Raw genomic sequence first — 14,302 nt, 5'->3', positions numbered from 1 at the left:
AAAAAGCAGTATCCCCTCAATTCGCAAGTCGCGTTGGAAGAGGGAAATCCCCCTGCTTGACAAGTGTTGCCTAGGCAACATAAGATGTGTGGGTACGTTTGATACAACGAGTAAACCGATGTCCAAGCCCGCAAAATTGGCGACCTATGACCAGCGCGCGCGGGTCGGCCGCATGGTCAATCGCGCTCAATATAAGTTGGTGCAGGCGCTGGATAATGCGATGGAACCCTTTGGGATCAGCGCTGCGCAGTACGTCATATTGTCTACGCTATGGGAAGACCGGGCGGATACGGCAGCCCAGATCTGCAAGGAAGTTTCTTATACGCCCGGAGCAATGACTCGAATGCTCGATCGCCTTGAACAGAAGGGCGTGATCCGCAGGTCTTTTCATGCCAACAATCGACGCTCGCATAAGTTGGAGCTGACCGACGAGGGCAGGGCGATTTTCCCCGACTTGTTTGACGCCAGGGCCAGCGTGATGGATCACTTCTTTGGCGACTTCAGCGCAGGTGAACTGGACCAGTTCGAACTATCGCTAAAGCGCATGTTGGCTCGCGACTGATTTTTTTTGACCTTAATGTTGCCTAGGCAACTCATATTTGAACCTCGTCAAGCCTGCGGCAAACATCACGCGGAAGCCTGATGAGGCGGGTTGCAAGACAGCAAGAATCCTTTGATGTGTGGCACGACAAGATGGAGACGCAGCGATGAAAGCCCTATGGGCAACAGTGGTTATCCCGTGTGGGCTGCTCGCCGGCTGCGCCACTGCGCCGTCGATTAGCGTCTTGGGGGCCTTCTTTCCGGATTGGCTTTTCTGCATCGTCGGCGCCGTCGTCGTGACGGGGCTAGTCCATAAAACGCTGCGTGCCCGCGGCCTTTTGAGGCAGCCGGATGAGTGGACTCTTCCGCTGGCCTATTTCGCCCTGACCATCACGCTGGCGCTTATCGGCTGGCTGATCTTCTTCAAGAACTGAATCGAGAGTGCGGTGATGTCCCAAGAGATCAAGACCAAGGGCCGCCTTGGCCGAAAGCTTGTGCCCCTACTTGCATTGACTGCCCTCGGCTTAGGCATTGTGGTGATCTGGCGAACGGACACCGCGCCGCGCACCGATGATGCCTACGTCTACGCCGATACCGTTTACGTTACCCCGGAAGTCAGCGGTCGCATCGTCGAACTGCCCGTCAAGGACAACCAGGCAGTCAAGAAGGGCGATGTACTTTTCCAGATTGACCCACGGCCGTTTCAGGCGACGCTGGACAAGGCTCAGGCAAGCCTGGTCGCTCTCGATCGCGAAATCGAACTGACACAACGGTCGGTCGACGCCCAGAAATTTGGCGCTGCTGCCGCAACGGCGAGCATCGAGCGTGCGCGTGCGGCGGCCAAGCAGGCGACAGATACACTCAGCCGCATCGAGCCACTGCTTGGCACGCCCTACGCCTCCGCAGAGCAGGTCGATCAGGCGAGAACCGCCAAACTCGCGGCCGATGCACAGCTCAATGCAGCCTCACTGGACGCCCAGCGCGCCACCGCCGGCATCAGTGGTGTGGATGCACTTGTCGCAAAGCGCGAAGTCATTAGGGCTGAAATTACGCTGGCCAAACTCAATCTGGAGTTTGCGACGGTACGTGCGCCGTTTGATGGCATCGTCATCAACCTCAAAACGACGGCGGGACAATTCGCAGCAGCCGGCCACCCGGTCTTTACCTTGGCAAACACCCATCGCTGGTACGTGGTGGCCAATTTTCGGGAAACCGAGCTCTCGCACATCAAGCCCGGTGAAACCGCTCAAGTCTATGTGCTCAGCGACTCCGCCCAGCGGTCTCAAGGAGTGGTCGAGTCGATCGGCTATGGCGTCTTCCCTGACGACGGTGGTGCCGAGGCGGAAGGCCTCCCCCACGTGCCGCGCTCCATCAACTGGGTGCGCGTCGCCCAACGTTTCCCAGTTCGCATCCTGGTCGACCATCCCGATCCCGCATTCTTCCGCATCGGTGCATCGGCGGTAGCGATCATGACGCCCGATACGCGCTCATCGAACCGCTGAGCGTATAAGCCATGTTATTTCGCGCGTTCTACCGCGATACGGAGGAGGGTGCACGTCTGCGCGCGTTTCTCCAATCGGAGCTCGCCCCTTTTCCGGGGCGACTGAATGCGGTTTGGCGATTCGCACTGAGCAGCGCCCTGGTCATCGTCATCTCCATGACGCTACAGGTGCCGTCTCTCGCGCTCTCGTTGATCATGGTGTTCTTGACAGCGCAGGAGAACACTGTGCTGACCAAGCTGTCGGGCATCCTGATAGTGATCGGAACGTCAATCGCAGTCGGGCTGACCATCCTCCTGATAAAGCTCACGATCGACTATGCAATGCTGCGCATTCTGGCGGCATGCATCGTTGCCTTTATCGGCATGTACTTCATGCGGGTTAGTAGGCTTGGTTCGATCGGTTATCTGGTTGCACAGTTTGTGCTCTATCTCCAGAGTCTGGTCGATCTCCCGGTCAGTCCGGAAATGCTGGTGCGTGCCTTGCTATGGGTATGGGTGGCCGTCACTTATCCCGTCGCGATAACGATCGCTGTGAACTTCCTGTTTCTGCCTGCGCGTCCAGCTCGCCTCCTTACCGACGAGATGCGCCGGCAACTGGACGAGGTGCGCAAGCAGCTCGAGGCGGTCCGAGCCCAGGCCAGCGCCCCCACCTTGAGTACTGCCGCGGTTGCTCATGGCGTACTGGTGCTTCATCGTCATCTCGCTTTTGCGACCCGGGGCGACGAAGCCTACGAGCGCGACAGGGCTCGCCACCTGGGGCGGATCGCGGCCATTGATCGCCTTCACACCGCCGCAGCGCATTTGTCACAACTGCCGACGACGGCGATCTCGCCGGAACAGCGCGATCGGGTGAGTGCGCTTCTGGCACGCCTTGATGATCTGTGCGCCGCCATCACCAATGACAACCGCTTCGCGCTTTCCGGCAAATGGATAAGCACCCGTGCAAGCAGTAAGCCATTGGACAGTGCTTTGCGTGAAATGGAGCACGCGCTGCACGCCATCGCCCAAGCTGAATCGACACCTGTTCTGGTGCCCGCGGCACCGAAGGAAGGGCTAATTTCCGCCGATGCGTTCAGCAATCCGATGTACGGTCGATTCGCATTGAAGACCGTCCTGGCTGCCTTGTTGTGCTATGTGTTTTACACGGCGGTGCAATGGCCCGGCATTCACACGTCGATGCTGACGTGTTTCATTATTGCTTTGCCAAGTCTCGGTGCTAGTTCGCACAAGGGACTGATGCGCGTGGTTGGTTGCGTGATCGGCAGCATCGTGGCGCTTTTGGCGACGATCTTCGTCTTTCCCTACATCGACAGCATCACGGGTTTGCTGTTGCTCACCATGCCTATTGTCGCCATTAGCGCGTGGATCGCTGCAGGTTCTCCGCGTACGAACTACATTGGCATACAAATCATCTTTGCCTATGCGCTCGCGCGGCTTGGACAATTCGGCCCGACCATTGACCTCACGGAAATTCGGGACCGCATGATCGGCATCCTGATCGGAGCCGCGGTGTTCATGGTTGTTTCCACGCTGCTTTGGCCCGAGCGAGAGGGTGATGCACTGAAGACCATGCTGGCTCGACTGTTGCGCAGCGTTGCCAACCTGGCGCGCGCGGGCAAGGGCATGGGCGATATCGACGAGCGAAGCGACGCCATCAACAAGGCGAGACTCCAAGGCTGGTCAATGCTCACGCAAAACCGGGAAATGCAGGCGCGCGTCGCGCTTGAGCCGGGCTGGCAGTACGCCCACGACTCGGTGACTCCGGAGATCACGACGTCGCTGGCGCAGATTCAGGAGACCCTGTTCGCGGTCAACTGGCTGCAAATTGTCGTGCAACATGCTGGCTCAAGCGTGCCGCACCCGATGATCGAGGCGCTTGAGGCATTTCGTGAGCGCGCCGTCGAGCGGGTGGAGTGGTTGGCGAGTCGGTTCGACGGGACGGCACTGATCGATCCGGATTGCTCACTATCCGATTCGCTGGCTGAATTAGATCGCTGCCGGAGCGACGCGGGTCCAGAAGTGCCCCGCGGGCTGGACGACATTGTGTCCGCCGCTTACGCGCTCAACGAGCGCATCTCCCAGCTCGACAGTCGTCTGTCGATGCCTGCCGCATGACCATCGAGGGCTATATGAACAACCCCGCACTGAATCGCCATAGCTTATTGCGGCTAGCGACCATCGCGTTGGCCGCGATGTCGCTGCTGAACATCGGCGGGTGCGCACTAATGCGCAAAGATTCCGCTCCGCTTGCACAGGTCCAAGCCGAGCAGATTCGCGCGCCGCGCGACGTCAGCCTGCCGGTGGATGCATGGCCTGAGACGCAATGGTGGCGCCGTTACGGAGATGACCAGCTCGATGTGCTCGTCGCACGTGCCATCGACGATTCCCCAACGATGGCCATCGCGAGGGCGCGTGTAGAAGCGGGAAGGGCAAAGGCGACGCTGGTCGACGCATCGACCGGCGTGGCGGTTGGGCTCTCCGCGTCTGTTGACCGGGAGCACGTTTCAGAAAACGGCTTCCTCGGCCCCTTTGCGTCGACTAATTCGGCGCTAGGGACGTCAGGGCCGTGGTACACGGAAGGAACGATCGGGCTTCAGGGCGAGTATTCGGTCGATCTCTGGGGCAAGGATCGGGCAAAGGTCAATGCCGCACTGGGTGTGCTGCAAGCCAGGCGGGCCGAGGCAGCCGAGGCCGAGTTGCTGCTTTCGTCGCAAGTCGTGCATGTGTACTACGACATCCAGGCCAACTATTCGGTCTTGACCCTGCTTGAGCAGGCGCGGGACATCCAGCAGCAAACGGTTACGGCTCATCATGTGAGAGCGGCGCGCGGCCTCGAGCCAGGGACGCAGGCGGAGGGTGCGCTGACACAGCAACTTCAATTCGATCAGAAGATCAGCGCGACACAGACACGCATCCGCTCATTGCGCGAAGCACTTCGCTTACTGATTGGCGCCGGTCCTGATGATTTGCCTGTTATTACTGCGCGGCCATTGCCGGATGTCATCGGCGACATGCCAACGTCGCTTGGCTACGAGCTGCTTGCGCGTCGGCCAGACCTGCAAGCCATGCATTGGTATGTCCAGGCTTCACTAGATCAAGTTGATGTCGCAAAGGCTGCGTTCTATCCGAGCTTCGACATTCGGGCGTTCATTGGCGTTGACGCGCTGCATATGGGCGATCTCTTTCAGCAGTCAAGTAAGCAGATCAACCTGATACCCGGCTTGAGTTTGCCGATCTTCGATAGCGGACGGTTAAACGCCAATCTCGCCTCGGCTCGATCGCAGAGCAATGTCTTGATTGCCCAATACAACCAGGCCGTCCTCAATGCCGTGCGCGAGGTGGCGCAAGCCGCCATCGAGCTCAATGGTATCAATCAGCAAGCGGCCATGCAGGAAAGCGAACTAAAAGCGGCGACGTCGTCCTTCAATAGCGCCGACGCCCACTATCGGCAAGGACTCCTCGATCAGTCGTCGGCCACGCAGGCAAAGCTACCGGTCGTTATGGAGGAGATTCGGGCGGTCGAAATACGGAGTCAACGGCTGCACTCAGAGGTCACATTGATGACGTATCTCGGGGGCGGCTATGAGGCATCGGCGGAAAGACAGGGTCTGTCGACGAACCATGGTTGATTGACAACGTATCCATCCGGCCGAAAGCGCTTCGATTGGCCTTATTCAACGGTATTTCGAATACCACCAGCGCGCATGAACAGGCATCAGAAATACAATGAAACAGGAAAAATTGGCCCGCTACATTGCCTTCGTGCTTCGCTGCTCAGGTGCGGCAACGTTGGCAACCATCCTGGCCAATTGCCTTGGTATGCCTCACGCCATGTGGGCATCCATGTCAGCCATCATCGTTTCACAAGAGCGGTTGAATGAGACCCGAAACGCGACGCTGTGGCGACTGGCTGGCACGCTGATAGGAATTGCCGTCTCGGTAGCAACAAGCGGTGTGTCGCGTGTTTTTGCCATCAATCTTGTTACTCAAATGGCATTTGGCGTGGCGATATGCGCGGCGATCGCCAGACGCTTCCCCTTGGTTAGAGTTTGCATGTGGACCGTCCCCATCGTCTATCTGTCCAAGCCCGGGGAGGGCGCGCTACTGGACACGGCGTTATGGCGATGTACTGAAGTCATCATGGGTGGCTCCGTCGGCGCCACGTTTCACTGGGTCGCCGAATTTGTGATCAATCGCTTGAACAGGTCGGCGGCAGTGGACGCGATGCTTGTGACGCCGGACAGCAGGTTATCGTGCGGCAACGTCTCACAAGGAGAGACACACCTTACAGATCGATACGGTGAAACTAAATGAGCAGTACCCGTCACTGGTTAAAGAGTTATCCAGACGCCGTCTCGGACGAAATTGATGCTGATGCCTATCGTTCGATAGTTGAGCTGTTCGAGATCGCATGCCTGAAATTTCAAAGTAGGCCCGCCTTTTCAAGCTTTGGAAAGACCATTTCCTACGGTGAACTTGATGAGCTTAGTCGATGTTTTGCGGCCTATTTGCGTAGTGATTTGGGGCTCAAGAAGGGCGATCGAGTCGCCATCATGCTACCCAATTGTCTGCAATATCCGGTGTCGCTGTTTGGTGCGCTGCGGGCCGGTCTCACTGTAGTAAACGTCAACCCACTGTATACCCCTCGCGAGCTGAGGCATCAGTTGGTTGACTCGGGTGCCGTTGCCATTGTGGTGATGGACAACTATGCGGGCACCCTGCAGCAGGTTATGGCCGAGACAAAGGTCCGCTACGTCGTCACTACCGGGCTGGGTGATCTTCTTGGGCTCCCCAAAGGGCTGATGGTCAATTTCGTGGTGAAACACATCCGAAAGTTGGTCCCGTCCTATGCGATCAAGGGCGCTGTCCGCTTCATGAGCGCCTTAAACACAGGTGGCTTTCACAAGCTACCCACGGTCCCGATTGCCCAAGACGATATCGCCTTCTTGCAATATACCGGCGGCACCACCGGCGTTCCGATGGGAGCCATGCTGACTCACCGCAATCTAGTCGCCAATATGCAGCAGACTTTCGCGTGGATTGTTCCAGCGGGGCTTGTGCCAGGGGAAGAGGTGGCGGTCACCGCCTTGCCGCTCTATCACGTCTATGCTCTGACGACGCATCTTCTGATGATGATGCGGCTTGGCGGGTTGAATCATCTCATTACGGATCCGCGAGACATGAGCAGCCTCGTCCGCGAGATAACCAGTATCCGTTTCAGCCTGATCCTTGGCGTCAACACGCTGTTCAATGCCCTACTCGACGCTCCTGGTTTCGACCGTGTCGATTTCTCTGGATTGAAATTTTGTTTCGGCGGCGGCGCCTCCATTCATAGGGGTGTCGCTGAGCGCTGGTTGGCCCGTACGGGTCGCCCCATCGTTGAAGGCTATGGACTGACTGAGGCATCTCCCATTGTCAGTATCAACACTACGAATCTCATGGATCACAAAGGATCGATCGGCTTGCCGGTTCCTTCCACGGATGTGTGTATCAAGGGCGAGGATGGCAGGGTGTTGCCTATCGGCGAGGTCGGCGAACTGTGCGTCAAGGGTCCGCAGGTCATGCGGGGGTATTGGAAGCAACCAGAGGCGACGGCGAGGGCGATCGATTCGGAAGGTTGGCTGCATACCGGCGACATGGCGAGGTTCGATGAGGCGGGCCTGCTTTATCTTGTCGATCGCAAGAAAGACATGATCCTGGTGTCTGGCTTCAACGTCTACCCCAACGAAGTCGAAGACGTCATTGCGAGGATGCCTGGCGTCAAGGAAGTGGCAGCTCTCGGTGTGCCGAGTCCGAAGTCGGGAGAGGCCGTGAAGATAGTCGTCGTGAGGCGAGATGCCTCGCTGACCGAAGCGGATATCAAGAGTTATGCCCGGGCCAATCTCACGGGCTACAAGCGTCCCCACCTTGTCGAGTTCCGGGACGAACTTCCAAAGAGCAATGTGGGAAAGATTCTTCGACGCGAGCTCCGTAGCGGTAGCTAGTGAGCGAACCCGAATGTCACTGGATTTAATTAGAGAAATGACCGCCATCCCTCGGATTGATGAAGAGTCTTGCGCCCCGAAGCGGGGACGGCGCCCGGATCCAACCAGAACGTCCAGGATCAGGCGGGCCGCACAAACGCTGTTTTCGTTGCATGGCTTCGATCGCGTCAGCATGGATGCGATCGCCGCGGAGGCAGGCACTGTCAAGGCGACCGTCTATAAGCACTTCGATAACAAGGAAGCTCTCTTCGATGCCACATTGGCCGCTTTGTTGAGAGAGCTTCCAGCGCCGGAAACATTGATTCCGAAGCAGAATATTTCGCCCTACCCAAGGCTCCTGGAGATGGCATATCGCGTTCACGCTTTGATGACCGGAAGCCTTATCGAGACGCTCCATCAGATGCTTTCACTCCCTATGAAGTCGGCAAGCGAACACAAGGGCCACATCTGGGACTCTACTTTTCAGTGCTATCTCGAAGCTGTTCGCACCGCGCTCGATGCTGAGAACCTTGAACGAAGGCTCACCATTTCAGATGCCAACCTTGCGTCATCTATGTTCTTCGCACTCGTTGTCGGGTCGCCTGCGATTCGTGCCTATCTAACGGGCAAGCCAATTTCGCTTTCACCGGGTACGGATTCCTATCTCCGGGAGGCTGTCAAGATGTACTTGATAGCTCACCAAGGAGTTTGTTCTGACCGAAGTCTGGCTGGTGAGACTTTATAGGTGGCACGCCTTCGCTTCCACGGTTGCCCCTTTGGGTAAGAATCGCTGGAGGTGAATGTCCGTCACTCACTTTGGATGGTTTCAGAAGACGGAGTGGCGTTCGGGCCGCAGGCACACCGAGCCGCAGCCAGGAACAGCGTGTTGGCGGAAAATTCTGCCTATACAACTTCCCCTATCAAAGAGTTGACGTGACCCCCGATGACCTTGATCTCAGAAAATGCGTCTTTTCGTTTCAACGGACAATGGGTCTGAGCGCTGATGCACCAGGAACGCGTGGCGATATTCGACCTCGACAGGGCGCTATTCGACGCCGAGCCGGACATTACGGAGGCAGTCAACGAGGTCATGCACATTCACGGTTTGTCTCACATCACGCGTTCGGAGGCGCTTTGTATGATGGGGGATGGCCTGTGCGTATTCGCGATACGTGCCTTCCAGCTTCGTGGCATGGCCGCCGGTGAAGACGAGATTGCCATGTTCAAAGCGCGATATGGCAGGCGCCCTACGGCGCAGTCGAAACTGTATCCAGGGGTACTGCAAGCGCTACGCACACTGGTCCTTGAGGGGTGGCGAATGATTGTCCGCACCAACCAGACGGAGGAGCTCGCCCTCAAGATTCTTAGGCGGCTCGGCATCTTCCACTTCTTCGACGCCGTGTACGGGGAGGGCGCGAAAGAGCATCGTACGTCCGACCCGAGCCATCTGGAGGACGCCATCGCCCGCGCGAGCCTTCGAAGCTCAGGGTTCTCTGTGATGATTGGCGCCCATCCGGCAGATGTATTGGCGGCTCGTCTAAGAGGCAGATGGCCGGCCGAAGTCGCAACGCGAAGCGGACACTATTGAATCTTTACTGAGCTTGGGCCCTAAGCATGGGTGTAACGAGCTCATCCAGCTTCTGCTGAGTCCATGCCGGCGCCTTGTCCTTCCAGCCGTCGTAGACAAGCCTGCCTTGTCGATCCACGACGAAGCTGACAGGCAAGCGCCAGATGCGGCCGTAGCCTTCGACATGGGGGTCACCGAGCAGCCCCGTGGCGAAGTGGAAGCGGGATGCAAGCTGGCGTACTTCCTTGAGCGTATCGGGCGTATCCAGGCTGAAGCCGAGGATGACCAGATCATCGTCGGCATGGGTATGGGCGTAGCGCGACAACAGCGGCAGTTCTTCCCTGCACGGGTCACACCAGGTTGCCCAGAACGTGATGATCACGATCTTTCCCCGCAGGTCGTGCAGGGCAATGTGCTGCCCATCCAAGGTGTTTAGCACGATGTCGGGCGCCGGCTGGTTGATACGAAGCTCGTTGGCGAACGCGCACGACACGCTCAGCCCACACAGCAGGCACGCGAAGGCCAGACGGCGAAGCATGGATGTCCAAATCATAGGTGTGTCTTTTGTCTTGAAGCGGGCATGCCGTGATGCGAGGCATGTCCGCTTCAGGCTGCTCTCGCTTACAGCTTCATGCTCAAGCCAACCGTGCCAGTCCAGCGCGGAAACAACTGGTATCCGTCCAGATGACTGTATACGGGCACCTGCACAAAAGCGTAGAACTGCAGGTTCCTGGTCAGGCTGGCGCTGATGCCGGGGCTGAGATAAGCCACGGTACCGGCAGTGTCAGGCGTGTCGGCGAAGGCGCCTTGGTCCGCGCTGCGATGGAATACGTTGATCTGCAATTGCGGCACCCAGTTTGCGTGGGCTTCGTAGCGCAGGCCGAAACTGGCGGAGGCAAGGTTGCCCGGTCGGAAGTTGGCGCCGGGTTGATCCATCTTCTCGCTCACGGCGGCCTGAAACTGGCCATTCACGAACATGTCGAAGTTTTGGCTGACCGGTTGGAAGTAATAGGCGCCGACCAGGAGATCCGTGCTGCCAGTTCCTGCCTGCAAGCTGCTGTCCAGCGACTGGCCAAGGCCAGGCCCCGAGCGGAACGTGGTGGGCTGACCGATGAACGTGCCGTCGTCGGTCTGGCCTCCGTAGTGGCCAGTGGGCAGCTTGATGCCGAACTGGACGCCGAAGTTGTGCGTTGGCAGAAAGCCTTGGTAGCTGCCAATGAGTTTGATATCGCCGATGCCTGCCACGTGGGCATGGCTGACCTGGTCGGGCGCGGTTTCGTCCGGCGTATACGGGGCCAATTGCGTGCCGTAAGTATCATGGTCGCGGATGACGTAAGGCACGAGGAAGCTCATGCCCCAGTCGGCGTTGAAGCGATAGGTCGCGCCGATATTGACGTAGCGGTTGATGGTGCCCTTTTCGATTTCGCCTCCGCCCAGCGAGGGGTCCGATGGCTGGTTGACCACCTGTTCGGGCGAAGCCTTGCTGCCGCCGTGGCGCAGCTGGTCCTGGTCGATATAGGTGTAGTCCACATTGAGGCGCCAGCCCGACGCGGTGGAATAGCCGGTGGCGGCGTCGGTGCTCAGGGTGCAGCCACAGGTGGCGCAGGCGTGGGCCGCTTGCGGCGCCAACGCGCTGGCAAAGAGCAGTGTGCCCATCGAGGCGAAGCCGCGCAGGCGCGCGCGACGAAAAGCCGAAAAAGATACGGAGGCAGGAGAGTTCATGAAGGTGTGATCCAGCAGAGTGCGGCGAACCCGGGGGGATCGCTCGCGAAACCAGGAGAGGGCACACTTTGCACCACACCGGACGGCATGGCGGCAGGGCGTGGTTAGAGGGCGGACAGGTCAGCCTTGCGCAAGTTTGCGGCAGGCATGTGCCGGGTGTTCAAGCCGCTTGCGGCGGTGCGCGCGGGCGCGCCCCAAAACGCGGCATCGAGGCGACGCGCACGGCCGGGTAAGCCACGGCGACATCGGCGCGTGGCGGTACGGGCAGGAAATAAAGCAGCGCATGCGCGGCCAGCAGCGATTGGTGTCCGAGCAACACGCAATAGCCGCAGCGGTCGGTGGCATCCGGCGAGCCGCCGGATTTGGACGGCACTGCCATGTCATGGCCGCAATCAGCGCCCATCATGGCGTGCATCGACGCGGATGCAGGCATCACGCGCGATATCAGCGGCGCAACGACTAGCAGACCCATGGCCAGCCATGCCAGCCACGTCACGAGCTGTCGTTGGGCCTTACGTCGCAACACGCAATGCACCGGATGATGACGGGGAAAGTGCACGCAATGTAGCACGCGCCGTTCGCATGGACGGATGCCACCGTTGTCGCATGACGTGCCGCAATAAGTTGCGATACATGCCGTGTTTTCCTGGCCCTTCCAGGCATCGGCGATCACGGCGGGCATGTCTGCGCGATGGCATCAGCGGGCGGGAAACAATCGTCGCGAGATCCGCGCGATGGCCGCGGCCTGCTGGTGCCACCAGCCATCACCGTAATCTCTCGACCGGCCCTGCGGGGGCGGCAGCTGATCGCGAATGCCGGTCGGCTCCTGCGCGCTGTTCCACGACGCGGTCTTGAACAACATGTCCCACCAGGGCAGCAGCACGCCGAAATTGCAGCCGTATCGCGTGCCCTCGTGACCATAGCCGATGGCGTGATGGCGCCGGTGGAATGAAGGGCTGACCAGCACGCGTTCCAGTACACGCCCGAAGCGCACGCGGGCATTGACGTGCTGCACGCTCTGCAACAGGTTGCCCACGGCGACAAGCACCACATACTGGCCAGGCTCCACGCCGATGAACAACGACAGCGCTGCAAAGAATGCCGCCTGGATCATGGTATCGAGCACATGGTTGCGGTCATCCGTCCACAGCGACATCTGCCGCTGGCTGTGGTGAACGGCGTGCAGCGCCCACCACACGCCGAAGCGGTGCTGCCAGCGGTGATACCAGTAGCCGGCGAAATCCAGTGCCACCAGATAGATCAGGAACGACACCAGCGGGCCGTCCGTCACGCCAGGCCACAGTCCGTCGAACTGGATGTCGGGCACGCTGTGGATCGCCATCAGGCTTTGCAGGCGGTCGAACCCGGGCTGCAGCAGAAAGAAGAAGGTGACGTTGAATACGCCCAGCTTGGCAATCCAGGTGTAAAGCACGTCCACGCGCGTGGCTTTGCGATCCTGCCAGGATTCGGCCGGAAACCAGGCCTCCAGTGGTCGCAAGACCACGTACATCACCACGATCTGCAGTACGCCAACGATCACCCAGTACAGTGCATCGTAGGTGTCTTCGTCGTATCCCATGAGCCCCAGCCTGTAGAGCAGCGGCTGCACGGCGTCGACGTACAGCAGCGTCTGCAGCGAGGCAATGCCGTCTTCCAGGGCGTTGATGGCTTCGTTGATCATGCGCGTTCCACGGCCTCAGTCCGGATTGGGGCCAAGCACAGGCGCGCGATTGGAGAAATAGATGCCATGTGGTGAACGGCCCACGCGAATGGTGTCCACCAGGGTGTAGGTGTTCATGTCGATCACGCCGACGTGCCGCGCGAAGCGAAACGTTACCCACAGGAATTTCCTGTCGGCGGTGAGCTCCATGTCGTCCGGACCCGGCAGCAGGCCCGTGATGTCACGCGTCTTGGTGAGGTCGATATAGTCGATGATGCTGATGGTGTTGGAAACGCGGTTGCTGGCCGCCACGTGGCGGCCGTCGTCCAGGGAGCGGAAATTGTGCGCGCCGCGTCCGGTGGGAATGCGCTTCACCACCTGTCGCTTGCGCCAGTCCACCACGGCCACATCGTCCTCGCCGGTCATGCCCACCAGCAGGTACTGGTCTCCCGGCGTCATCCACAAGCCCGCCGGTGCATTGCCTACCGGCATGCGCCAAGCGATGGTCTGTGTGGCCAGGTCGATGGCGGCCAGTTCACCCGAGTCCTGCAGGGTGACGAATACGGTCTTGCCGTCCGAGGAGAAGTCGAGATGGCTGGGCGTCTTGCCGATGGGTATACGCTTGGCCACGGTCATGTTGTGGCCGTCGTAGCGATAGATGTCCACGCGGTTCAGGCGCAGGGCCGCCGTCACGAACCAGCGGTGATCTGGCGAAAAACCCAGTTGATACGGGTCATCCACGCCTTCCATGCGGCGCTGCAACTGCCCGGTGCGTGGATCAATGAACATCAGGCTGTTGGAGACGGAGTTCGCCACGATCAGCGACTCATGATCAGGCGTGATCATCAGGTGGTGCGGCTCCTTGCCGGTGGGCAAGGTGTCCACCACTTTGTGCGTGGCCTGATCGATCAGCGTCAGTTGTGCCTCGGCCGAGTCGAGCACGATCACGCGGTCGGCGGCAAAGGCGCTGCCAGCGATGCCGGCAAGGCCACACAACAGCAAGGCGCACAGGCTGCGGCGGAGGGAGCAAAGAAAGAATCGTCGAGTGGTCATGGGTACGGCTGTCAAAAGTGGGGTCGCGCGTCAGCGTACCGAAGCGGAAGCGGTGGAATGGGTGAGCTGCTGCAGTGACACGGCTTGCGCCATGGCGGCATAGCCGGCATCGCTGGGATGCACGTGATCGCCGCTGTCGTAGGCGGTGCGCAGGTTTTGGGGTTTCGCCGGGTCGTGCACAGCCGCGTCGAAATCCACGACGCCGTCGGCCTCGCGCTGGGTGCGAATCCATTGGTTGACGTTCAGCCGCAGTGACTCGCGCTCGTTTGGCAGCCCGGCAGGCGTGAGGGTGCCCA

15 protein-coding genes are annotated in these 14,302 nt (G+C 59.5%); 9 read left to right on the top strand and 6 right to left on the bottom strand.

What is annotated here, in order from left to right; genetic code table 11:
* Window positions 1-118 precede the first annotated feature (118 nt).
* The 9 genes from VFG49_RS11755 (at window position 119) to VFG49_RS11715 (ending at window position 9,592) form a co-directional block, all read left to right on the top strand.
* Window positions 119-562: a MarR family transcriptional regulator gene (locus VFG49_RS11755; RefSeq protein WP_324860677.1), complete on the top strand. Its 444-nt coding sequence runs from the start codon at window positions 119-121 to the stop codon at window positions 560-562.
* Window positions 563-707: 145 nt separating this feature from the next.
* Window positions 708-974: a YtcA family lipoprotein gene (locus VFG49_RS11750; protein ID WP_324860675.1), complete on the top strand. Its 267-nt coding sequence runs from the start codon at window positions 708-710 to the stop codon at window positions 972-974.
* 15 nt (window positions 975-989) lie between these two features.
* Window positions 990-2,042 (top strand): multidrug transporter subunit MdtN, encoded by a 1,053-nt coding sequence (mdtN, locus tag VFG49_RS11745; protein ID WP_324860673.1) that lies wholly within the window; start codon window positions 990-992, stop codon window positions 2,040-2,042.
* 11 nt (window positions 2,043-2,053) lie between these two features.
* Window positions 2,054-4,156 carry an FUSC family protein gene (locus VFG49_RS11740; protein ID WP_324860671.1) on the top strand — a complete coding sequence of 701 codons (2,103 nt, stop codon included), beginning with the start codon at window positions 2,054-2,056 and terminating at the stop codon, window positions 4,154-4,156.
* Window positions 4,153-5,670, top strand: a complete 1,518-nt coding sequence (locus VFG49_RS11735; RefSeq protein WP_324860670.1) for an efflux transporter outer membrane subunit — start codon at window positions 4,153-4,155, stop codon at window positions 5,668-5,670. Before VFG49_RS11740 ends, VFG49_RS11735 begins: the two co-directional genes overlap by 4 nt.
* 97 nt (window positions 5,671-5,767) lie before the next feature.
* Entirely contained in the window at window positions 5,768-6,355 is a 588-nt protein-coding gene (locus VFG49_RS11730) for an FUSC family protein (RefSeq protein WP_324860668.1), read from the top strand.
* Window positions 6,352-8,025 (top strand): AMP-binding protein, encoded by a 1,674-nt coding sequence (locus VFG49_RS11725; RefSeq protein ID WP_324860666.1) that lies wholly within the window; start codon window positions 6,352-6,354, stop codon window positions 8,023-8,025. Before VFG49_RS11730 ends, VFG49_RS11725 begins: the two co-directional genes overlap by 4 nt.
* Window positions 7,910-8,749 carry a TetR/AcrR family transcriptional regulator gene (locus VFG49_RS11720; RefSeq protein WP_324860664.1) on the top strand — a complete coding sequence of 280 codons (840 nt, stop codon included), beginning with the start codon at window positions 7,910-7,912 and terminating at the stop codon, window positions 8,747-8,749. Before VFG49_RS11725 ends, VFG49_RS11720 begins: the two co-directional genes overlap by 116 nt.
* A 258-nt stretch (window positions 8,750-9,007) precedes the next feature.
* Window positions 9,008-9,592: an HAD family hydrolase gene (locus VFG49_RS11715; protein WP_324860662.1), complete on the top strand. Its 585-nt coding sequence runs from the start codon at window positions 9,008-9,010 to the stop codon at window positions 9,590-9,592.
* 4 nt (window positions 9,593-9,596) lie between these two features.
* Here the strand turns inward: VFG49_RS11715 and VFG49_RS11710 are convergent, their stop codons facing one another.
* The 6 genes from VFG49_RS11710 to VFG49_RS11685 form a co-directional block, all read right to left on the bottom strand.
* Complete coding sequence (locus tag VFG49_RS11710; protein ID WP_324860660.1) at window positions 9,597-10,109, bottom strand: TlpA disulfide reductase family protein; 513 nt, start codon at window positions 10,107-10,109, stop codon at window positions 9,597-9,599.
* Window positions 10,110-10,192: 83 nt separating this feature from the next.
* On the bottom strand, window positions 10,193-11,293 hold the full coding sequence (locus VFG49_RS11705; protein ID WP_324860658.1) for a transporter: 1,101 nt from the start codon (window positions 11,291-11,293) through the stop codon (window positions 10,193-10,195).
* Between the two features lie 160 nt (window positions 11,294-11,453).
* The gene (locus tag VFG49_RS11700) at window positions 11,454-11,819 is read right to left on the bottom strand and encodes a DUF2946 domain-containing protein (protein WP_324860656.1); all 366 of its coding nucleotides are present in this window, start codon (window positions 11,817-11,819) and stop codon (window positions 11,454-11,456) included.
* A 171-nt stretch (window positions 11,820-11,990) separates the two neighbouring features.
* Window positions 11,991-12,974 carry a sterol desaturase family protein gene (locus VFG49_RS11695; protein WP_324860654.1) on the bottom strand — a complete coding sequence of 328 codons (984 nt, stop codon included), beginning with the start codon at window positions 12,972-12,974 and terminating at the stop codon, window positions 11,991-11,993.
* Between the two features lie 15 nt (window positions 12,975-12,989).
* Entirely contained in the window at window positions 12,990-14,006 is a 1,017-nt protein-coding gene (locus tag VFG49_RS11690; RefSeq protein WP_324860653.1) for a beta-propeller fold lactonase family protein, read from the bottom strand.
* 30 nt (window positions 14,007-14,036) lie between these two features.
* Window positions 14,037-14,302, bottom strand: a 266-nt coding sequence (locus VFG49_RS11685; protein WP_324860651.1) for an SGNH/GDSL hydrolase family protein, incomplete at its 5' end; no start/stop codon positions are given.

Origin of the sequence: Dyella sp. (genome assembly GCF_035685885.1) — a bacterium.
Lineage (GTDB): Bacteria > Pseudomonadota > Gammaproteobacteria > Xanthomonadales > Rhodanobacteraceae > Dyella.
This window is presented reverse-complemented; position numbering and strand designations above follow the sequence as displayed.